General features: G+C 66.1%; 18 protein-coding genes. 6 read left to right on the forward strand and 12 right to left on the reverse strand.

Annotated elements, in window-relative coordinates; translation table 11 throughout:
• Positions 1-129: 129 nt before the first annotated feature.
• The 3 genes from NM2_RS00075 to NM2_RS00085 all read left to right on the forward strand — a co-directional run bounded on the left by NM2_RS00075 (position 130) and on the right by NM2_RS00085 (position 3,766).
• Positions 130-1,245, forward strand: coding sequence for an acyl-CoA dehydrogenase family protein (locus tag NM2_RS00075; RefSeq protein ID WP_067662034.1), 1,116 nt, complete (start codon positions 130-132; stop codon positions 1,243-1,245).
• A gap of 16 nt (positions 1,246-1,261) precedes the next feature.
• Positions 1,262-2,170: a methylisocitrate lyase gene (gene prpB / locus NM2_RS00080; RefSeq protein WP_067662036.1), complete on the forward strand. Its 909-nt coding sequence runs from the start codon at positions 1,262-1,264 to the stop codon at positions 2,168-2,170.
• A gap of 138 nt (positions 2,171-2,308) precedes the next feature.
• Positions 2,309-3,766, forward strand: coding sequence for an FAD-dependent oxidoreductase (locus NM2_RS00085; protein ID WP_067663165.1), 1,458 nt, complete (start codon positions 2,309-2,311; stop codon positions 3,764-3,766).
• 23 nt (positions 3,767-3,789) lie between these two features.
• Here NM2_RS00085 and NM2_RS00090 read toward each other — a convergent pair whose 3' ends face one another.
• Positions 3,790-5,133 carry an MFS transporter gene (locus NM2_RS00090; RefSeq protein WP_067662038.1) on the reverse strand — a complete coding sequence of 448 codons (1,344 nt, stop codon included), beginning with the start codon at positions 5,131-5,133 and terminating at the stop codon, positions 3,790-3,792.
• A gap of 328 nt (positions 5,134-5,461) precedes the next feature.
• Between NM2_RS00090 and NM2_RS00095 the strand changes: the two genes are divergently transcribed.
• Both NM2_RS00095 and NM2_RS00100 read left to right on the forward strand, forming a co-directional pair.
• Positions 5,462-6,244, forward strand: coding sequence for an IclR family transcriptional regulator (locus tag NM2_RS00095; protein ID WP_067662040.1), 783 nt, complete (start codon positions 5,462-5,464; stop codon positions 6,242-6,244).
• Positions 6,245-6,424: 180 nt separating this feature from the next.
• Positions 6,425-7,684 carry a cytochrome P450 gene (locus NM2_RS00100; protein ID WP_067662042.1) on the forward strand — a complete coding sequence of 420 codons (1,260 nt, stop codon included), beginning with the start codon at positions 6,425-6,427 and terminating at the stop codon, positions 7,682-7,684.
• 63 nt (positions 7,685-7,747) lie between these two features.
• Here the strand turns inward: NM2_RS00100 and NM2_RS00105 are convergent, their stop codons facing one another.
• The 3 genes from NM2_RS00105 to NM2_RS00115 form a co-directional block, all read right to left on the reverse strand.
• A complete protein-coding gene (locus NM2_RS00105; protein ID WP_067662046.1) occupies positions 7,748-8,797 on the reverse strand; it encodes an alcohol dehydrogenase catalytic domain-containing protein in 1,050 nt (349 codons plus the stop codon).
• A gap of 186 nt (positions 8,798-8,983) precedes the next feature.
• On the reverse strand, positions 8,984-10,228 hold the full coding sequence (locus NM2_RS00110) for an acyl-CoA dehydrogenase family protein (protein WP_169816078.1): 1,245 nt from the start codon (positions 10,226-10,228) through the stop codon (positions 8,984-8,986).
• Between the two features lie 50 nt (positions 10,229-10,278).
• Positions 10,279-11,871 carry a class I adenylate-forming enzyme family protein gene (locus tag NM2_RS00115; protein WP_067663169.1) on the reverse strand — a complete coding sequence of 531 codons (1,593 nt, stop codon included), beginning with the start codon at positions 11,869-11,871 and terminating at the stop codon, positions 10,279-10,281.
• Positions 11,872-12,230: 359 nt separating this feature from the next.
• On the opposite strand from NM2_RS00115, the gene NM2_RS00120 reads away from it, so the two are divergent.
• Positions 12,231-13,868 (forward strand): FAD-dependent oxidoreductase, encoded by a 1,638-nt coding sequence (locus NM2_RS00120; RefSeq protein ID WP_067662051.1) that lies wholly within the window; start codon positions 12,231-12,233, stop codon positions 13,866-13,868.
• 122 nt (positions 13,869-13,990) lie between these two features.
• On the opposite strand, the gene NM2_RS00125 is transcribed toward NM2_RS00120, so the two are convergent.
• From NM2_RS00125 to NM2_RS00160, 8 genes are all read right to left on the reverse strand, one after another.
• Positions 13,991-14,647, reverse strand: a complete 657-nt coding sequence (locus NM2_RS00125) for a cysteine hydrolase family protein (protein WP_084530323.1) — start codon at positions 14,645-14,647, stop codon at positions 13,991-13,993.
• Positions 14,648-14,657: 10 nt separating this feature from the next.
• Positions 14,658-15,149: a nuclear transport factor 2 family protein gene (locus NM2_RS00130; RefSeq protein WP_157120814.1), complete on the reverse strand. Its 492-nt coding sequence runs from the start codon at positions 15,147-15,149 to the stop codon at positions 14,658-14,660.
• Positions 15,150-15,166: 17 nt separating this feature from the next.
• Positions 15,167-16,657, reverse strand: a complete 1,491-nt coding sequence (locus NM2_RS00135) for an aldehyde dehydrogenase (protein WP_067662061.1) — start codon at positions 16,655-16,657, stop codon at positions 15,167-15,169.
• A gap of 94 nt (positions 16,658-16,751) precedes the next feature.
• Complete coding sequence (locus tag NM2_RS00140) at positions 16,752-17,231, reverse strand: pyridoxamine 5'-phosphate oxidase family protein (RefSeq protein WP_067662066.1); 480 nt, start codon at positions 17,229-17,231, stop codon at positions 16,752-16,754.
• Positions 17,221-18,015: an alpha/beta fold hydrolase gene (locus NM2_RS00145; protein ID WP_084530325.1), complete on the reverse strand. Its 795-nt coding sequence runs from the start codon at positions 18,013-18,015 to the stop codon at positions 17,221-17,223. The genes NM2_RS00140 and NM2_RS00145 overlap by 11 nt, the downstream gene beginning before the upstream one ends.
• Positions 18,012-19,109, reverse strand: a complete 1,098-nt coding sequence (locus NM2_RS00150) for a CaiB/BaiF CoA transferase family protein (protein WP_067663175.1) — start codon at positions 19,107-19,109, stop codon at positions 18,012-18,014. Before NM2_RS00150 ends, NM2_RS00145 begins: the two co-directional genes overlap by 4 nt.
• Positions 19,110-19,141: 32 nt before the next feature.
• Positions 19,142-20,752 carry a class I adenylate-forming enzyme family protein gene (locus NM2_RS00155; protein WP_084530327.1) on the reverse strand — a complete coding sequence of 537 codons (1,611 nt, stop codon included), beginning with the start codon at positions 20,750-20,752 and terminating at the stop codon, positions 19,142-19,144.
• Positions 20,753-22,153, reverse strand: a complete 1,401-nt coding sequence (locus NM2_RS00160; protein ID WP_067662069.1) for an MFS transporter — start codon at positions 22,151-22,153, stop codon at positions 20,753-20,755.
• Positions 22,154-22,169: the final 16 nt, after the last annotated feature.

Genomic DNA, 22,169 nt, shown 5'->3' on the forward strand with positions numbered 1-22,169 from the left:
CCTCACATCGACGAAAACCTCAATGGTTCCACCAAGCAGGCGTCGACAGTCCGACGATCCTGGATTATGGTCAAACCAATAGACCGGGCTACCGTCCCGGACAATCGAGTCCTCGAAGGGAGCTGGACCATGGCATCGGCGTTCACCGAAGAGCAGGCCGAGCTGCGCAGTATGGTGCGGGCGTTGTGCGCGGCCAATTTCTCTCCTGCAGACGTACGACGCGACATCGAATCCGAGGCGGGTTACCGAACCGAGGTCTGGCAGCGCATGGCCACCGAACTGGGGCTACAGGGCATCGTCGTTCCGGAGGAATACGGCGGGGCGGGCGCGAGCCACACCGAATTGTGCATCGTCATCGAGGAGTTGGGCAGGGCGCTGGCGCCGGTGCCCTTCTTGTCGACGGTAGCCATGTCGGCCAATCTTCTGCTGGCCACCGGCGACCGGGATGCTCAGCAGCGCTTGCTGCCCGGCGTCGCCGACGGATCGCAGATCATCACGGTCGCACACCACGAACCGGCACCCGGAACCCGCACGTCCGAGATCGCCTGCCAGGCCACGTCCGGCGACGACGGGTGGCGTCTGTCGGGCACCAAGACACATGTCCTGGCCGCGGACCAGTCCACCAGCCTGCTGGTCACCGCCCGCACCGCCGAAGGGCTTTCCCTTTTCGAGGTCGACGCCGCCGCGCCGGGCTTGGAGATTTCGCCACTGCCGACCCTGGATTCGACCCGTCGGCAGGCGACGGTGCAATTACGTTCTGCCCCAGCCGTTCTCATCGGACCGCAGGCGGGCGCCGAAGAAGCACTCGCGGCGATGAACCAGCGGATGTCCGCGGCCGTCTGCGCGGAGAATGTCGGTGGCGCCCTGCGGCTGCTGGAGGAATCGGCCGAATACGCCCGGACGCGTGAACAGTTCGGGCGGCCCATCGGCAGCTTCCAGGCCGTCAAGCAGAAGCTTGCCGAGATGCTCCTGAACGTCGAACTCGCCCGCTCGGCCGCATATCAGGTCGCGCGGACGATCGAGGACGACGACGAGGCCGTCGGCGCGGAGGCCGCGATGGCACACGCCCTCACCTCCGAGGCCTACATCGCCGCGGCCTACGACACCATCCAGGTGCACGGCGGCATCGGATTCACCTGGGAACATATGGCGCACTTGTACTTCCGGCGCGCGAAGACGAATGCCGCGCTGTTCGGCACCCCCGACGAACACCGAGAACGCGCGGCACAGCTGATGGGAATATGACGAGAGGAAGTACCGAATGCTGTTCTCCACCCTCGACGCGGCCGCCAAACGCCGCGCACTGCGGCAGTTGCTCGGCTCCGGGACGATCGCCCGTTTTCCCGGTGCCTTCACCCCCATCTCGACTCGGCTGATCCAGGAACAGGGTTTCGAAGGGGTCTACATCTCTGGTGGCGTCCTGGCCAACGAGCTCGGTTTCCCCGACATCGGGCTAACCGCCCTCCCCGAAGTGGCCGCCCGAGCCGGGCAGATCGCCAGGCTGACGGACCTGCCCGCGATCGTCGATGCCGACACCGGATTCGGCGAGCCGATGAATGTCGCGCGCACCGTCCAAGAACTGGAGAACGCGGGACTGGCGGGCTGCCACATCGAAGACCAGGTGAATCCCAAGCGCTGCGGACATCTCGACGGCAAATCCGTCGTCGACCTGCACACCGCCACTCAGCGGATCCGCGCCGCCGTTCGAGCGCGCAGGGATCCGGAGTTCCTCATCATGGCCCGCACCGACATCCGCGGCGTGGAGGGCCTGGACGCCGCGGCCGACCGAGCCAGGGCGCTGGTGGACGCCGGGGCGGACGCGATCTTCCCCGAGGCGATGGCCGATCTCCGGGAGTTCGAAGCTCTGCGGGCCGCCGTCGACGTTCCCATCCTCGCCAACATGACCGAGTTCGGAAAGTCGGAATTGTTCACCACGAACCAGCTCCAGGACCTCGGGGTGAACATGGTCATCTATCCGGTGACTCTCCTGCGCGCATCCCTGGGCGCCATGGAGCGCACCCTACGGACAATTCAGCAGGATCACACCCAACAGGCCGCGGTCCCGCACATGCTGACCCGCGCCCGGCTCTACGAACTCGTCGATTACGAGGGATACAACAGCTTCGATTCCGGTGTCTTCAACTTCGCGGTACCGAATCCGACCCGCTGATTCCTTTTTCGACATCTGGCCCGAGATTTTTGCTGACCGAAATTCCGAGGTGCAGTCCAGCTTCTCTCTGTGACCATGGTCATACCGGTCGATATTCCGGCCGGCACGGTGGCAATGCGCACAGACAAGAGGCGAACGATGAATTCTGTAGCAACCAGCGATACTGCCGGAAACGCAGAGAATCAGGCCGATCTGGTGATTGTCGGCGCCGGGTTGGCAGGCCTGACCGCGGCGGTGCGAGCCGCGGAACTCGGAATAACGGTAGTCGTGCTCGAAGCCGGTCGGGAAACGACATACGCTGCCAACTCGCGGTACAGCGGAGGCGTTTTCCACATCGCATTCCAGGATGTCCACGCGCCACCGCAGACGCTGACCGCGGCCGTAGCGCAAGCCACTGCCGGTTACGCCGATACCGCGCTGACCGAGGCTCTCACCGGGAACATCTCGCGGGCCGTGCGGTGGCTCGCCGACCACGGCGCCACCCTGGGCACCGGTGGTGATCTGGGATTCATGAAGAACATGCTGTATCCCTACAGCCTTCGCGAACCCGGACTCGCGACACATTGGCCGGACAAGGGCGCCGACCGCCTGTTAACCGAACTCGAACGTCGACTGAACGCCGCCGGAGCCGGTATCGTCCGCGGTGCGCGCGCCATTTCCCTGGCGATGCGGAATGGAAGGTGCGAAGGGGTCGCCGTCCATCGCGACGGCTGTCTGGAAACATATTCCGCATCGGCGGTACTACTCGCGGACGGCGGCTTCCAGGGAAATCCGAATATGGTTCGGCGCTATATCTCGCCGATGCCGGAGTCACTGTGTCAACGCGGCGCCGGAACAGGTCTGGGTGACGGAATCAGAATGGCCCTGCAGGTGGGTGCTCAGGTCGCCGGTATGGACAGGTTCTACGGGCATGTTCAATGCGACGCCGCGCTGTCCGACGATCGGCTGTGGCCCTACCCGATTCTCGACATCGTGGCCTCCGCCGCGATAGTTGTCGACTCCACCGGCCGGCGATTCACCGATGAAGGACTCGGCGGCGTATCCATCGCCAATGCCATCGCACGTCAGGACGACCCGCTGGCAACGTTCGCGGTTCTGGACGAGAAACTCTGGGAATCCTGCGGCAAACAGTTCCTCCTTCCCCCCAACCCGACGATCGAAGAGCACGGCGCGACCGTGCATCGAGGTGCCGACCTTTCCACGTTGGCGGCGCGTTCCGGTCTGCCGGCCGACTCGCTCGCCTCGACCCTCGAGACGTACAACCAAGCCGTCCGGAGCGGGGACCCGGCCGCCCTGGACGTGCCGCGAACCAGCCGGGACTCGACGCTTGGGCGTCTGCCTGAGGTCATCTCCACCCGGGACATGGTCGCAATCCCGTTGTGCGCGGGCATCACGTACACGATGGGCGGGTTGGTCATCGACGACCGATGCCGGGTGATCGGCCGCGACGGCCGGCCGATCCCGGGCCTGTCGGCCGCCGGGGCGACCACCGCCGGGCTCGAGGGCGGACCGGCAAGCGGTTACGTCGGCGGCTTGGCAAAGGCGCTCGTTCACGGCCTGGTCGCCGGCGAGGACGCGGCGGGCCGGGTGCGGTAAGCACCCGGCCCGCCGCATCCCCCTCATCGAGACCGGGGCTGGTCCACAGTTGCCGCCAGGGCGGGATTCTCGGCGAGACCGGGCGACGTGCCGCGGTGCCCCCAACGTGCGACAGCGCAGGTCGCGGCAATAGCGCCGAGCAGGCACAAGGCCGCGCCGTAGGCGGCAACCAGCATGCTGTTGTGCGGGTTGGCAACTGTGATGGCGGAGGCCACCAGTGGGCCGAGACCGCTCAGCGCGCCGCCCAGTTGCTGGCCCAGCGACACCGCGCTCGAGCGCACCTCCGCGGGGAAGAGTTCCGGGAAGAACGCACCCGAGGTTCCGGTCACGACTCCGTGCCCGAAGATCAGCAGGAGCAGCATGCCGATCAGGATCAGGACCGGTTCGGCAGAGGGCAGCAGGAGAAAGAAGACGAACGTCAGGACCGCCTCGGCGGTGAAGCCCGCGATGATCAGCCTGCGCCGGCCGACCCGGTCGGAGAGCGCACCCCACGCCGGTACGGAGGCGCACAGCAGCGCGGACGAGATCGTCACCAGCACGAGCATGACCGTTTGGGAGACGGCGTACTGGGTGTAGGCATAAGACAGGGCGAACACGGACACGATGTAGTACACAGTGTTCGGCCCCGTGGCCATCACCGTTGCCAGCAGGACATCCTTCTTGTGGCTGCCGAGGATCTCGCCGATCGGCAGCTTCGGCGCACGCTCCTGCGCGCGGATCTCCTCGGTCGTCGCGGGCTCGGGGATGCGTCGGCGCACGGTATAGGCGACAGCCACCAGGATGGCGCTGAGCAGGAAGGGAATTCGCCATCCCCAGGCCATGAAGGCATCTCCCGGCAGAGCGCGGACGACCGCGAACACGCCGGTCGCCATCACCATGCCGGCGAAACCTCCGGCATAGGAGAACGAGCCGTAGAACCCGCGTCGGCCCTTCGGCGAGCTTTCCATGGCCAACGTCGCCGCATTGCCCATCTCGCCGCCGAGACCGAGGCCCTGGATCAGCCGCAAGCCCACCAGCAGCACGGCCGCCCAGGCGCCCACCGTAGAAGTCGTTGGCAGGCAACCGATCAGGACCGTTGCGCACCCCATGGTGCCCAGCGTGGCCATGAGCGCTTTCTTTCGCCCGGCGCGGTCGCCGATGTGGCCGAAGATCACCGCACCGAGCGGCCGGATCAGATAGCCGACGGCCAGGGTCGCGAAAGCCACGAGGGTGCCGATGGCCGAGGGCAGACCGGTGAAGAACAAGGATCGAAACGCGATCGCCGAGGCGGTCCCGTAGATGAAGAAGTCGTAGAACTCGATGGCTCCGCCGAAGAAACCGGCTGCGGCGGCGAGGCCTGGCGCATCGGAATGGACCGTGGTGCTCATGATTGCTCCTTAACGCAGTGAGCAAAGGAAGAGTCGATGGAATGAGGAATCGGCCGCGTCGATATTTCGTTCGTGGGACCGAATCAACGGTTCGACCGTTAGCGGAGATTAGCAATGCTACCGTGACTCGGATCACAGCTGCCGCTCACTGGAAGACTGCTTGATGTTTCCGTGCGGGAAGTGCACACTCCGCGCGACATCGCCGGTCCGCCAGGGCCGGCCGCGAAACCCGAAACTCCGCCAATTCGGCCTCATTGGTCAAACCATTGCGGTATATTGGGCGACACGGGTCGGCGCCGTTGCCGGCCGAGCGAGGTGACGGTGCGCGATGACAGGTAGCTCGAGGATCCAGCAGGAGAGCCGGGAATCCGTTATCGGTCGAGTGTCCAGGATCCTGGCAGCCTTCGACCGGCAGAATTCCGCCCTCGGGCTGTCTGTTCTCGCTGAGCGAGCCGACCTGCCCGTCGCCACGACGTACCGGTTGGCGACAGAACTCGTTCGGCACGGACTGCTCGAGCGCGGCGAGGACAAGCGGATCCGGGTCGGAATGCGACTGTGGGAGTTGTCGACTCGGGGCAACGACCGGCTCGCGGTCCGCAACGTCGCGCTGCCGCATCTGGAGAATCTCTTCGAATCCCTGGGCCAGTTGACGACCCTGGGGGTCCTCGAAGGGGATACGGTGCTCTATCTCGAGCGGCTCGCTCCCGCGGGCCTTGACGTCGAGCGCGCGCATATCGGCCAGCGGCACCCCATCCACGCAGGATCCACCGGACTGGTACTCCTGGCGTTCTCTCCCGGGGATTACCAGGAGGCTTTCCTGCGGCGCAAATTATCGAAATTCACACCGCAAACTATTGTCGACCCGCACGTACTGCGTCGCCACCTGGCCATGATCCGCCGCCAGCGCTATGTCATGGTCCCCGGGGTCGGCATGCCGGACTGGACAGGGATCGCGGTGCCGATCTTCGATGGCGACAAGTCGGCCGTCGCCGCGCTGAGCGTGGTGTATCCCAGGGGAAAAGAGGATCCGGCGGCGCTTCCCGCCATGCGAGCGGCGGCGTTCGCCATCTCCATGACCCTCAGCTCGCGCCCGCATCCCGACGAGGACTGAAATCCATTCCCGCTCGGCCGTTTTCGCTGAGCGAAACTGCGGCCGGAGTCGCGGTCCACTGCTGCCATCGTGAGGTGAGCGCCCGGATTCGGTCGACCTCATGCCCCGAATCCGCCGCAAGTCGAACGGTGCGGGCGCCGAACGATCACAGCCCCGGTGGTGCATTCAGAAAGGAGCATCATGACCATTACGTCGGAGGATGCCGCGAAGACCCGGAAGTTGCCGTACTCCCATGAGCTCGACTGGCCCGAGGGGCTCGCCCCCTGGACGGTCATCGACGAGACGGGCACCCAGGGCGAGCCTTACGAGCACTTCAAGTGGATGCGGCGGCACCACCCTGTACTGCGGGTGCACCATGCGCAGGAGGATGTCTATTTCGTCTCCCGCTATGCCGATGTCCGCAAGGGCATGCGCACCCCCAAGCTCTTTCGCAATCAGGTCAACGAGCAAGTGCCCTTTGCCTTTCCGACCCTGATGGACGGTTCTGCCCACACCACGATCCGCAAGGTCGTAGCCGCGGGCTTCACACCGAAGGCGATCGGCTTGGTGACCGATCGGGTGCGCGATGTCGCGACCGGTCTCGTGGACGAATTCGCCGAGCGGGGCGGCGCAGAGGTGACCGAGGCCCTGAACCGGCCCCTGACGATGGCCACCATCAGCGGGATCCTGGGGGTGCCCTACGCCGAGGTCGAACAGTTCGATACCTGGACGGAATCGGTGTGGGCATGGTTCGCGCGGGTATCCCGCATGGCCCCGGGCCTGCCGGGGGACGAGGAAATCTCACAGGATCTGTTCCGGTACCTGGGCGAGATCCTGGAACGTCTGCACAAGGAGAACAGCGACGCCGTTGCCGGGCACATCGCCCGGGCCTGGAAGGACGAGGGCATCCTGACCCAGCAGCAGGCGGTCGAGTTGTGCGTGTTCGTGTTCATCGCGGGCTTCGACACCACCACGCGTCTGATGGGCAACGCCTATCTCGTCTTCAAGGATCACCCGGAGCTGCTCGGGCGGCTCAACGAGCACCCGCAGGACGTGGACAAGTTCGTGGAGGAGTTGATCCGGTTCCGCGGCCCGGTCCACAAGGCTCCCCGCAGGGTCATCCAGGACGTGGAAGTGGCCGGGGCGCGGATCCCCGCCGGTTCGGTGGTCCGGCTCATGCTGGCCTCGGCGAACCGCGACGAAGAGCACTGGGGACCCAGTGCCGCCACCTTCGATATCGACCGGAACACCGAGGGCCACTTCGGCTTCGGGCACGGCGTACACCAATGCCTCGGTTCCCCGCTCGCCCGGCTCGAGGCACGGACCATGTTCCAGCTGATCCCCGCACGGATCGAGTCCCTCGATTTCGACGCCACCCGGGATCTCGAACTGTTGAAGGGCAACAGCCTCACCAATGGCGTCGCCAGGCTCGATGTCAGAGTGACCGCACGCGAGCGATAGCCGCGAAAAACGGGTGTGTCCGGTATTCGTACCGGACACACCCGTCGTCGGTGCGCTGCGCGGTTACTCCATCGTCAGGACCGCCCGGCCCCGCACCCTGCCACCGTCCAGGTCGTCGAATGCCTGTAGCGCCTTCTCGAACGGGTAGGTCGTGATCGGCACGGAAATCGAACCAGCCGTGGCCAACTCGATGACATCGACCAGGTTCCGGCGGGTACCGCCATAGGGGCGGCCGACGATCGCCGCGCCACGGGGAAGGACGGTCGACCGACGGTCGGCCTCCACCGTGAATGTTCCGCCCTCCTGACCCGGCACCCAGACGGTCCCGTACGGCGCCACAACGGAACCGGCCAACCGGAGGGTCTCATCGGTTCCGACGAAGTCCAGAACCAGATCCGGGCCGTGCCCACCCGCAGCAGTCAGGACGCTCCCGGTGAGGTCCTGGGTACTACGAAAGTTCAGCGCGGCATCGACCCGATCGCCGAGGGACTCCAGGACCGATTCCCGAATATCCACGGCCACAATGTGAGTCGCGGTCACGGCACGAAGGATGGAGACGGCGAACTGCCCGAGTCCGCCCACACCGATGACCAGGACCGAGGCTCCGGGCGCCAGCAGGTCCCGTGTGGAGTCGATCGCGTGATACGGCACGATCGCCGCATCCGGCAGCACAGCCGCGGTCTCGGGTGCGAGTCCGATGGTCGGGACCACCGACTTCGCCGGAACGACCACGTACTCGGCCATACCGCCGTCGAACCGGGTGCCCGGCCCCTGTGGCGGGGTGAGCCGCGAATCGGTGGACAGACACGCGTTCTCGCGTCCTCGAACGCACTGCCGACAGCTGCCGCACGACCAGATCGTGTGGACCACGACCTCGGTGCCCAGTGCCGGTGAGGCCACCCCGGGGCCCAGAGATTCCACGCGACCGGCGATTTCGTGTCCGAGGGTCAATCCGGGTCGCACCGCGATTCCGGGATGGGACCGGAACGAGGTATCGGTATGGCACACACCGCAAGCGGTGACCTTCAGCCGGACCTGTGCGGGCCCTGGCTCCGGGATGGGCACTTCCACGAATCCGACATCGTTGACGCCCTTGTACTTCAGCGCTTTCATGCGTGTCTCCTCACTATCGTCCGGGGGCCGCGCGGCGTGGCCGGGTGCCGGAGCGCTCCCGGCCCGCCCGGCCTTCGCCGTCGAATGCCTCCGCACTCGGCAGGTGATCGTTCGCGCATGAGATCCACAGGGGCCGTGCGAATTTCGCCCTGGTCGGCGCGGCCGACCACGGGGCCCGTGGTGTGGTCAGTCCCTGGGCAGGCCGAGTACCTTCTCCGCGACCGAATTACGGATGATCTCGTCGGTCCCGGCGAAGATGTGCACTCCAGGTTCGCCGAGTACCAGCGAATTCCAGCTGTAGGTGCCCCATTCTCCAGTATCGGCGGTGGCCTTCGCCCCGAGAACCTTGCTCGCCAGCTCGGAGGCGCGGCGAAGATTACCGCTCAGGGCCAATTTGCTCAGCAGCGGGGCGGGATTGGTCCGGTAGAAGGGAGCCGCGGCACGGTCGGAACCGTGCGAGGTCAGCTGCCGGGCCGCCCAGAACCCGCTGATGGTCCGGATCAGCTCCTGGCGGATGAGGGGATCGTCCTGGGCTCCCATCGCGCGGACCAGGGCCGTCAGCCGGGTTCCGTTGGCCAGGCCGGAACCCGACCGGCTCATGCCCGCGCCGATGCCGGCGCGTTCCAGATTCAGGATTCTGCGGACGATGGGCCAGCCGTCGCCGATCGCACCCAGCAGGTGGGTGGTGGGCACGAACGCGTTGTCCAGGAACACCTCGTTGAAGGCGGCCCCGCCGGTCATCTGGCGCAGCGGAACCACTTTCACCCCGGCCTGACGCATATCCAGAACGAAGGCGGAGAAGCCGTCCTTGCCCGCTGCCTCACCGGTCCGGGCGAACACGATCCCGACATCGGCCAGGTGCGCATCCGAGGTCCACACCTTCTGGCCGCGGAGCAGCCACCCGCCCTCGGTCTCCGTGGCGGAGGTGCGGGCGGAGAACAGGTCGGAGCCGGCATCCGGTTCACTGAACAACTCGCAGGCCATGAGATCACCGCGAAACAGGGCGCGCGGCAACTCTTCTCGCACCTGCTCGGTGCCGAATTCCCGGATCACCGGACTGAGCACGCGGTCCAGCTTGAAGTAGGTGTCGCTGGGCGCCTGATAACCGGCTTCCAATCGGCGGTAGGCCCGCAGATGTGCGGCCGACAGTCCCGCGCCGCCCGACTCACGCGCACCGTCGATCCACCCGAAGCCCGCGTCGAACCGCTTGTGGCGCCAGCTGCGTGACTCCCCGAGTCGCTGGCGTTCCTCCTCGGAATCGGGTTCCTCCCACAGTTTCACGCCGGTGTCCGCGCCCTCGCCCCAGACGAAGTCCGCACGCGCGGCCTTGGGCGGGAGGTTGGCGTCCAGGAATTCGGTGGCACGCCGGATGAAATCCTCCACCGACTCGGCCGATTCCTCGTTCGCACCATCCACAGTGGCTCGACTCACGAACTCTCTCCATTCCACGGGTGATCGGGACCGCAGCGCCGAACGGTCACTCAGGCTTCCAGAATGGTGCGAGCACCACGCTCGACCCAGGCGCTGATCAAGGTCTTCTTGTCGGTTTTGCCGATGGCGTTCATCGGCATGTCGTCCCGTCTGGTCCACCATTCGTCCGGCATCTCGTATCGGGCGAGATACTTGCGGCACAGATCGCGCAGTTCATCGAGGTCCGGTGCGGCAGCGTCGGGACGGATCACGACGGCGGCACCGATCTTCTCGCCCAGGTCCTCGTCCGGCAGGGCCACCACGGCGACATCCGCGATATTCGGATGGCGAAGCAGGATGTTCTCGACGTTGGCGGTCGCGACGTTCTCTCCCCCGCGAATGATGATCTCTTTGGCCCGTCCGGTGACGTACAGGTACCCCTCGTCATCGATCCGGCCCAGATCGCCGGAGGCGATCCAACCATCCGAATCCTCCAGCGGGCCTTCCCCGAGGACGCTCTCCGGTGCGTTGGGTGTGCGGCCGTAGATCTCGCCTTCCCCGTCCGCACCGGCGCCGACGATCTTGACTTCCACGACCGGCAGGGGGCGGCCGACGCGGCCGGGATGCCCGTTGATCTCCTTGCCCGAGGCCGCCGCCAGCAGACCGCCGGTCTCGGTCAGCCCGTAGAGGCTGCCGATCTTCTGTTTCACCGACGGGAAGGCGGCCGTGATCCGCTCTCGAAGCTGTGCGGTCACCGCGGCGCCGCCGAGCGGAATCGACAACAAGCTCGAGGTATCCCGCGTCTTGATATCCGGATGTTCCAGCACCCGGGAGACCATCGTGGGAATCGCCCCCCACGACCGCACGCGCTCGCTCTCGATCAGCCGCAGCACCTCGGCTGGATCGAACTTGCCGTTCAGCATCACCAAGCGGCCACCCTGCAACAGCGTCGAAATGCTCGTCTGCACGCCGGCGAGATGGAACAGCGGCACCGATTGCATGGACGTGGTGGCCTGGAAGTCTTCGGGCAGCTCGTTGGGCAGCCGATTGGTCAGCGCGAGCAGATTGTGCAGGTTGCCGATGACCGAACGCTGGGACAGCAGAATCCCTTTGGGCAGTCCGGTGGTCCCCGAGCTGAACATGATGACGGCGTCATCGGATTCCGCGACTTGCGCGACGTTCAGCGTGGCAGGTGCGTCCGCGTCGACCAGGTCCCGGACCTCGGCTACGGAAACTCTTGCAACGCTGGATATCTCGACGTCGGTGATGGCAACCTTCGGCTGCACCTTGGCCACCAGCTGGCCGACTTCGTCCGCACTCCACCACGGATTTCCCAGAGCCACCACCGCTCCCAGAGTGTGCAGAGCCCAGAAGGACACACACCACTCGATCGAGTTGAACCCGAGTAGCAGCACCCGGTCTCCTCGGCCCACACCGTAGGCGGCCAGACGACCCGCGACCCGCGCTACCGCCCGCTCATGATCGGCGTAGGTCAGCCGGCGCTCGCCCTGGATCAGAAACTCCCGGTCACTCCAGCGCCGGCCTTCGAGCAACAACTCGCTCAGCGCCGTGGGGCGGTCCTTATACATCATCGACGGTCGTCCGTGCACGGTCCCGCGGGCAACCTCACGCCCCCAGGTGGTGCCTGCCTGCCTGACGTGCATATCGACCACGGTTGTCTCCTCGAATCATGCGCGGCTCTCGTCGTGGACGCGAGCCACTCGCCACTCCCGGACGCCGCCGGCTTCACGGTCCTCGCGGTGCGTCCCGTACCGCCGGGCATAACGGTACAACCATTTGACTTCACCCGGTAACCCTTGTCAATGCCGAATCCTCCATCGCTCCGGGTGGACTACAGGCGCGGTGGCACGCTAGCCTAAAAAGGTAAAACCATTGAACTACGTTGTTGCGACAAGTCCGAACGTGCGGCAGCTCGATGTACGTCGACAGTTCGATCGCAAGAACCGACATCCAGGCAGGGGCGGTGGCACCGCCATCAGATGCCGAAAGAAAGGCGGACCTCATGACGGACCGGGTTCCGGTTTTGATCGTTGGCGGTGGACCGGTCGGGCTTGCCCTCGCCGGTGATCTCGGATGGCGCGGGGTGGACAGCCTGCTCGTCGAGGCCAGGGATGACACCATCTTCCAGCCCAAGATGGACATGGTCGGCATCCGGACCATGGAGTTCTGCCGCCGGTGGGGCATCGTCGATGACGTCTACAGTGCCGGTTACAACCGTCAGTACATCCAGGACTGCGCGTGGGTGACCGACCTCAACGGCTACGAGTTCGGCCGGGAGAAGTTCCCGCCGCCGGCCGATGAGCAACCGCCGCAGCAGAGCCCGCAGCATCGTGAGCGCTGCCCGCAGAACTTCTTCGATCCGGTTCTGACCCGGTTCGCCCGGCAGACCGAACGATCCGATATCCGCTACCGGACGCAACTGCTGTCCTTCCAGGACCACGGCGACCACGTCACCGCGGTTCTGCGCGATCAGGACGAGCACGAGTACGAGGTCGAGGCGGATTACCTGGTCGGCTGCGACGGCGGTGGCAGCACCGTGCGCGCCGGTCTGGGCATCGCGATGAGCGGCGAGGGCACGCTGACATACACCTCGAATGCCGTCTTCCGGCGCGCCGGGCTCGAGGACCTGCACAGCACGGAACCTGCCTACCGCTATATCTTCATCGGCCCGGAGGGAACCTGGGCCACGCTGGTGGCGATCAACGGCCGCGACCAGTGGCGATTCTCGCTGATCGGCGACGAATCCCACCGGGAGGTAGGAGAAGACGAGATGCGCAAGGCGATCTTCCGCGCGATCGGACAGGAATTCGATTTCGAATTCCTCTCGATTCTCCCGTGGGAACGCAGGCAGCTGGTGGCCGACAGCTATCGCAAGGGGCGGGTGTTCATCGCCGGTGACGCCGCCCATTTGACCTCTCCCACTGGTGGTTTCGGGATGAATACCGGAATCCTCGACGCGGTCAACCTCTCGTGGAAGCTCGCCGCGAATCTCCAGGGATGGGGTGGTGAGGCGCTGCTGGATTCCTACGAGTACGAGCAGCGCCCCGTCGCGATTCGCAACGTCACCGAGGCGGGCGGCAACCTCAAGCGCATGCTCGGCCCGCGCGTCGCGAAGCCGTCTGCGGAGGTCTTCGAGGACGACAGCCCACAGACCGAGGCTGCCCGGCGAGAGTACGGTGACGCATACACCGAAGCGATGAAACGCGAATGGTTCAGCATCGGGATTCACCTGGGTTACGTCTACGAGGGGTCCCCGGTGGTCGTTTCCGATGGCAGCCCGATGCCGCCGGTCGAGGTTCAGCGCTACGTACCCACCGGCCGCCCGGGACACCGGGCGCCGCACGCCTGGCTGGACACGGACCGTTCACTGCTCGACGAGTACGGTCGGGAATTCGTCGCGGTACGGTTCGACCCCTCCGTCGATCTGCGGAAACTGACCGCGGCGGCCGAATCCATCGCCATGCCCCTGCGGATCGTCGACGTCGACAGCGCGCCGGCCGCCGAACTGTACGGCGCGAAGATCGCACTCGTCCGACCGGACGGCACGGTCGCCTGGCGCGGCGACGATCTCACCGTGGACCCGGATCTTCTGGTCGACCGCGTCACCGGCCGGATCCGGGAGCGCGCCCTCGCGGCCTGACAACGTTTCGGCCCACTCCCGACTGCGCCGTGCGGCGACAGCCGGAAGTGGGCCGAAATCGGTTACCGGACAATACCTTCGATCTGCTTCGGGTCAGGTGTATCGGACCGAACCCGACCCGTTCACTGTCCGGCGGCAACCCCGGCGAGGACATGGTCGGTGGACACGATGTGACAGCCGAGCCAGCTCGCGACCGACAGTGCGGCGCTGTGGATTTCCGCGCTGTCCGCACCGCACGCGTCGTCCACGATGGACGTCGAGTACCCCAGATCCCAGGCGGCCACTGCCGAGAGCAGAATGCAGGCATTGGTGATCACACCGCAGAAGATGACGTCTGTGACGCCCGCATTGCGCAGCAGGATATCCAGGTTTCCGGTGCCGAACGCGGAGGAGCCCACCTTGTCGACGATCGCCTCCCCCGCTCGTGCGGCGAGGGGCTCGAGCATGTCGTACTCATCCGTGCCGCGCAGCACACCCGAACGCCGGTGCAACTCACGAACGTGCGGCTGCGCATCGGCGTAGTCGCCGAATTGGGCCCCGACTCTGGTGAAGACGACCCGCGCTCCCGCCGAACGAAATCCGTCGAGCAGCCGAATGGTGTTCGGCAACACCTGATCTGCCATGTGCTTCCAGTAATACCGCAGATCGACCCCGTCCTCGGCGAATGCCTTGGCCAGCCCGCCCCGGGGGTCGGCGTCGAAGGTGGTCATATCGATGACAACCAGAGCAGTGTGTGCCGGGTCGAACGACGTCTCCGACGGCTGGATCACTGTAACCATTTCCGAGTCCTCAACTTCCGTAGACGGCGTTCAATTGGGCTGTGTCGTAGTACTCTTCGAACGAGGCGACCTTGCCGCCGGTGAAACGAAAGATCTGCACGTAACGCCCCTCGTAGCGCAGATTCTTACCGCCCCAGAACGGGCCGGTGCGCACATCGATATCGCTGTGCGAGCGCACGACGACCGTGTCCGGATCAGCGCCGGGAATGATCTCGTCGATGAACCAATCGAAACGGCCGTGCATCTCGTCGTGAATGGGATCCCAGAACGCTTTCACCGCATCCCATCCGGAATGGGTGATCACGCCGCAGTTCTTCACCTCCGTGGTCGAGTACGGTGTGCGGACCTCCGGATCATCGGCTACCCAGAGTTCGTAGAAACGCTTCTTGTCCTTCAGATACAAGGAGAAGAATTCGATCACCACATCGATGTTGCGGCGTGCCTGTTCATTCGCGGCCTCGACCGGCGCGGCGAGCGTGACGCCCTTGATCACTGTTTCCATAGCTTCCTCCGCGAATATCACCATCCCAGATGGGACGGCCTGCCTTCGAGAATCACCGTCTTGTTCTCCAGATACGGGCGAAGCCCGTCGACGCCGCCTTCACGGCCGAGGCCGGATTGTTTGAATCCGCCGAAGCCGATCCGCATATCGCTGCGGAATACGTTGTGGCCCACCGTTCCCGAACGCAGGCGACGGGCCACCGCATAGGCACGATCCACGTCGTCGCTGAAGACCGAATTGTTCAGGCCGAAGATCGTGTCGTTGGCGAGTTCGATCGCGTGATCCTCGTTGTCGGCGGGAATCACACTCAGCACCGGACCGAAGATTTCCTCCCGCGCCACGGTCGCGTGATTGTCCACTCCGGCCAGCAGGGTCGGTTCGAAGAACCACCCGCGGTCCAGATCGTTCGGGCGACGTCCGCCGAAGGCCAGCCGTGCGCCCTCGGCAACGCCGCGTTCGACGTAATGCTCGACCTTCTCGAGCTGGCGCCGGGTGGCGATCGGCCCCATACCCGTCGCTGGATCGAACGGGTCACCGAGTGTGATCCCGCCGAAGACCGCACCGATCGCTTCGACCAGTTCGTCGTGCCGATCTCGGGTGACGATGATCCGCGTCAGCGCCGAGCAGACCTGCCCGGTGAGAAAGCAGGCGTAGCTGCCGATCGCCTCAGCCGCGGTCCCGATGTCGAAATCGTCGAGCACGACCGCCGCGGACTTGCCGCCCAATTCCAATGTGACACGGGCGATCCGCTCGGCCGCGATCCCCGCGATCGTTCGCCCCGCCGCGAGCGAACCGGTGAAGCTGATCTTGTCGACGTCGGGATGCCGCACCAACCGCTCGGACGGGCCGCGATCGGCGGTCACCACGTTCAACACACCCGGTGGCAGCCCGACCCGCTCCGCGATCTCCGCCATCACATAGCCCGATCCCGGCGCCTCCGGCGAACATTTCAGTACCACCGTGCATCCGGCGAGCAGCGCGGGCGCGATCTTGTACGCCATGATGTTGATCGGCGCGTTCCACGGCACGATCGCGCCGACCACACCGATCGGCTCCCGCACGATCAGTGCCAGCTCACCGCCGCCGGGCGGCTTGTCGAAACTCTCCTCGAACGGGAAGGTCTCGGCCAGGCCCGCGTAGTAGTCGTAGACGCCGCCGATCGTGCCCGCGAAGGCGTGCGCGACCGCGTGGGTGCTGCCCATCTCACTCGGCCAGATATGCGCGACGTCGTCCACGCGCCGGTCCAGTTCCGCTGCTATGGCACGCAGGTAGTCCGCGCGTTCCGCATGCGACAGCCGCGGCCACGGGCCCCGATCGAATGCGATGCGCGCCGCGGCGACCGCGCGATCGATATCAGGCTCGGTGGCCTCGGCGACACGTAGGAATATCTCTTCGGTGGCCGGGTTGATCACCTCGATCCCGCCACCGGAATCGGGTTCGACCCATTGCCCGTCGATGAACAGACTCCCGGGGTGAGCGATCGGCGCGCTCACCACTTTTTCGGACATCGTTGTCCTCCTCCTGTGTTGTATTGATGCCGTCATGACCCGACGGCTCGTAAGCCGAGCTACCGACCGTTCGCGGTGAATACCTACGGCGGCTTCACTCCTGTTTCGAAGTCCGCAGCTTGCGGTGATCCCAGCTGATGACGCGCTGTGGGTGCACCACGATCACCGCGCGGTTGTGGATGCTGCGCTCGACGATCCGCTCGACGTCGGCGCGGGAGTCCGCGGCGTTGTGATGCCGGGTGCGATAGAGGTACTCCCCCACCGCCCACAACGTCTCGCGATCCTCACGCACTTCGCCGTTGCCGATGAGCGTCAGCCCACGCAGGTCGTAATACTTCTCGCCGGCCTCCCGCATACAGGTGACCCGGGAGTCGCGCAGTACGTTGACGACCTTCTGCGACTTACGTTTCGCGAGGAAGGCGACCTGGTCTCCGAGCAGCGCGTAATACAGCGCGGTCGTGTGGATGTAGCCATCCGGCCCGATGGTGGACAGCGCCATCTTCCCCATCGGGCGCAGAAACTCCTGCTGCTCGGCGCTGGTCATCTTTATCTCGGCGCGTCGGTCAGCGCCCATGTTCACTCCTGTCCGTCGCCAGGCGAACCAACCCGGCGAACTCTGCGGGGCACCGCCGATGCGCGGTGTGATCGGCTCCCGCCAAGGTCTTGTGCCAGGCGTCCGGAATACGTTCTGCGAGTGACGAAGCCGAGCGCACATGCCGTTCGTCGCTCGCCGTTCCGTGGCCGATGACCACCGGCACGGTCAGCCGCTCCGGCTCGAACGGCGGCGGCGCATCGTGCGCCGCGGACAACAGCTCGGCAGCCCAGGCGGCGGCCGGAGCGAGCAGATCCGCACGACGTTCCGGCGAGAGCCGATCCCACCGCGCACCGATATGACCACGCAGGAACCGTTCGGCCGCCGCCCGCACCTCAGCAAACGGGGCGTCGGGCCGAGAGGGCAACGGCGGCGCGGGCCACCACGGCTGCCACGGCATCGGCGGCTCGTACACGCACGCCGCCAGGATCAGCTCGGGTTGCCTTGCGGCAACGCCCAATGCGATCACCCCGCCCAGGCTGTGCCCCACGACCACCGACGGTGTGCCGTCGAGTACCGCGATCAGGTCGTCGACATGCCCGGACAGATCGGGCGCACCGAGATCCAACGCCGCGCCGTAGCCGCGCCGGTCGTAGGTGAGGACCGCACAGTCGTCGAAAAGTGCTGCGGTATCACGGAAACTCGCGGAAGAGTCCATGGATCCGTGGACGAACACGACCCTGGTTCCTCCGGGTCGGCCCGGCGTCGACTGGACCGGCAGCGCCACCGGCGCGCGCTCGAACTCCTCGGCGGCCCGGTTGGTCATGCGATCACTCCTGAGGTGCGAAGGGTTTCGATCTCTGCCGGGCTCCGGCCGATTCCGGCCAGCATGGCAGCGGTGTGTTCACCGAGGGAGGGCCTGCGCCGTGCCGCCGATGGTGTCCGCCCGAATCGCGGTGCGGGGGCGGGCTCGGGGAATCCGTCGACGTCGACGAAGGCATCCCGCGCCCGGTGCGCGGGATGCGTGACGGCCTCGGCGGGCGACAGGACAGGGGCAAAACACGCTTCCGCGCCCTCGAACGCGGTGCACCATTCATCCCGGGTGCGCTCGGCGAACGCCGCCGCGAACACCGTCTTACGCTCGGCCCAGCGCGCGCGATCGTACTGCGGGAACGCATCTTCCGGCGCGATCCCGAGTGTCGCGACGAGGCGCTCGTAGAATTTCGGTTCGATGGCGCCGACGCAGACATGGAGATCGTCGCGGGTGCGATACACCTCGTAGAACGGCGCGCCGCTGTCGAACAGGTTGGTGCCCCGTTCGCCGGACCAGCGCCCCGTCGAGCGAAGGTGATGCACGACGGTCATCAGCAGTGAGGCGCCGTCCACACAGGACGCGTCGACGACCTGCCCGCGCCCGGATGTCGCACGCTCCACCAGCGCGGCGCAGATCCCGAGCGCGAGAAGCATTCCGCCGCCGCCGAAATCGCCCACGAGCGACAGCGGCGGTACCGGGTCGTCCCCGGACCGCCCGATCGGCTCCAGGGCACCGGCCATCGCGATGTAGTTGATGTCGTGCCCGGCAACGCCGGACAGCGGGCCGTGCTGTCCCCAACCTGTCATCCGGGAGTAGATCAACCCCGGGTTGACTGCTAGGCACTCCTGCGCGCCGAGCCCGAGACGTTCCATCACCCCGGGCCGATTGCCCTCGACGAACACGTCCGCGTCGGCGATCAGGTCCGCGACCAGATCCCGTCCCGCCGGCTGCCGCACGTCGATCGCGACCGACCGCCGGCCGCGCCCGAAGGAGTCCAGCTTGCGTGCGCGTTCGGGATCGCCGCCCAGTCGCTCCACCCGGATCACCTCGGCCCCGAAGTCGGCCAGCATCATCGCGCAGAACGGCGCGGGTCCCTGGGCGCCCATCTCGACGACCCGGATGCCGTGCAGGGTGCCGGTCACGACCGGTTCTCGTCGATGACGTCCGCGTAGCTGCGATCGCTCCACTGCTGGAGCAGCTCACGCTTGGCGATCTTGCCGATGCCGGACATCGGCAGTTGCTCGCGGCGGATCCACCAGCGCTCCGGTACCTCGAATCGCGCCAGACGCTCCTTGCACAGCCGAGTCAGTTCCTCGACCGTCGGCAGATCCGCGTCGACGTGCGGCACGACCACCGCGCCGACGATCTCGCCGAGGTCCTTGTCGGGCACACCCACGACACCGGCATCGGCCACCGCGGGGTGCGAGAGCAGGGTGTTCTCCACGTTCGCCGAGGCGATGTTCTCACCTCCGCGGATGATGACCTCCTTGGCTCGACCGGTGACGTAGAGATATCCCTCGTCGTCGATCCGGCCGAGGTCACCGGTGGCGATCCAGCCGTCGGGGCCCTCGATGGGCCCTTCGCCGAGGTACCCTTCGGGGACGTTCGGCGTACGTCCCATGATCTCGCCGACGCCCTCGGCATCCGGGTTCGCGATCCGTACCTCGACCACCGGCAACGGCCTGCCGACACGTCCGGGATGGTTGCCGATTTCCGATCCGGCGCCGGCCGCGAGCAGTCCGCCGGTCTCGGTGAGCCCGTAGAGGCTGCCGACCCGTTCCGCGACATTCGGGAACGCCTCCCGGATCCGCTGGCGAAGGTTCGCCGGAACCGCGGAGCCGCCCAGTGGCACCGACTTCAATGTGGAAGTGTCCCAAGCGGATAGGTCGGGGTGGTCGAGCACCCTGGTGACCATCGTGGGGATGCTGCCCCAGGACTTGACCTTCTCCTGCTGGATCAGGCGCAGCACCTCGACGGGATCGAACTTGCCGTTCAGCATCACGATGCGTCCGCCCTGCAGCAGGGTGGCACAGCTGACCTGCACCCCGGCCAGGTGGAACAGCGGCACCGTCTGCAGGCTCGTGGTGCCGACGTAGTCGCCGGGCAGTTCGTCGGGCAGCCGCCGGGTCATCGCCAGCAGGTTGTGCAGGTTGCCGATGATCGACCGCTGCGACATCAGGATGCCCTTCGGCGTCCCCGTGGTGCCCGAACTGAACATGATGACCGCCGGATTCTCCTCGGCCACATCAACTTCCGGGAGCACCGCCGGGTCGCCGGAGTCCACGATCATCCGCAGTTCGGCGAACGAGACCCGCGGCACGGAGTGCAGTTCGCGGTCGGCGATCATCAGCTTCGTTTCGCTCTTTCGCGCGAGCGCGTCGACCTCGTGATCGCTCCACCACGAGTTACCCAGGGCCGCAACTGCTCCGAGGCTCTGCACGGCCCAGAACGCCACGATCCACTCGATGCTGTTGAACCCCAGCAACAGCACCCGGTCGCCCTTGGTGACCCCGTACGCCGCCAGCCGATTCGCCACCGCAGCCACGGCGCGCTCGTGCTGCGCGAAGGTCAGCCGCCGCTCGCCCTGCACCAGCATGTCCCGATCGGACCATCGGCGCGCGCCGATGAGCAGATCGCGCACCCGGTGCGGTCGGTCCTTGTACATCAGCGACGGCCGGCCGTGCACCGTTCCCCGCACGACCTCACGGCCCCAGGTGATCTCCGGTGTGTACTGCGTTGTCGCCTGCATTCACGACTCCTCTCGCGCGGGTGCGCCTGACTCGACTTGTTGTTGTGGGCTCTGTCCGGCCCCGGCCGGCAGAGCCTCGATCCCGGCGTCGGAGCCGGTCACGACCGACATCTCTCGCGCGTCGGGCAGCAGTTTCCACGCCACGAACACCTCGCACAGCGCGACGATCGCGACGTAGTAGGCCGGGGCGACGGCGTTGAACGTGGAAACCAGCCAGGTGGCGACCAGCGAGGCGGTACCGCCGAAGATCGCGAAACTGAGCTGGTAGGGTAACGCGCTGGCGGACGAGCGGACATCGACCGGGAACAGTTCCACCACCGCGAATCCCGCGGCCAGATTCATCGGGTAGCACAGCGAGATGTAGACGGCGATCGCGAACGTCGCGGCCACCGGCCCGTGCTCGATCAGCAGGAACGCCGGCACCGTCCAGATCGCCAAACCCAGCGACAAACCGGCCGCGAATACCTTGCGCGACAACCGATCCGACAGACGGCACAGGGTGTGCACCACCGGCATCGCGAACAGGAACGCCAATGCTATGACCAGCAGCGCGGACGCCATGGTGTAGCCCTCGAACTTCACCATCAGCGTGACCATGAACCCGATCAGCATGTACCCGGCCAGCGAAACCAACCCGACCCACGCCAGCAACGTGAGCATCTCCACGCGCACCGTACGGAACGCCTGCACGAGCGGGAGGCGGTGCCGTCCCTGCCGCGCGACCTGCGCGGCCGCGGTGCGGAAGGTCTCCGACTCCTCCAGCTTCATCCGCAGATACAGGCCCAGCAGCCCGAGCGGGACACCGAGCAGGAACGGCGCCCGCCATCCCCACGAATCCATCTGCGCCGTCGTGGTTACCGAACTCATCAGCAGCGACGCCAGCGCACCGCTCATCACGCCCGCCATCACGGACAAAACGAGCCAGGACCCGTTGCGGCCGCGTTCCGCCACCGGCGAATGCTCGATGACCAGAACGTATGAACCGCTCTGCTCACCGCCCGCGGAGAACGCCTGCGTCAACCGGCACAGCAGGAGCAACAGCGGCGCGGCGACGCCGATTGTTCCGTACCCGGGCAGCACGCCGACGGCGGCGGTCGCGATGCTCATCAGCACCACCGCGATCAACAGTGCTCGTTTGCGGCCCAGGTGATCGCCGATGTGGCCCAACACGATCGCACCGACCGGGCGCATGACGAATGCCCCGCCGTACACCGCGAACGTCGCCAGCAGCGCGGCCTGGCTGCTGAAGGCCGGAAAGAACTGCTTGGAGATGGTGATGGCGAAGAACCCGTACAGGGTGAAGTCGTAGAACTCGATGAAATTCCCGATCGCGCCGGCCCGGGTGGCGCGATCGCGCCTGATCCGGGCCGCCGCGGAGGCGGGGTGTGCTGCGGTGGTCAAGACGATCCTCAGTGGT

The sequence above is a fragment of the Nocardia miyunensis NBRC 108239 genome, assembly GCF_001613065.1.
Lineage (GTDB): Bacteria > Actinomycetota > Actinomycetes > Mycobacteriales > Mycobacteriaceae > Nocardia > Nocardia miyunensis.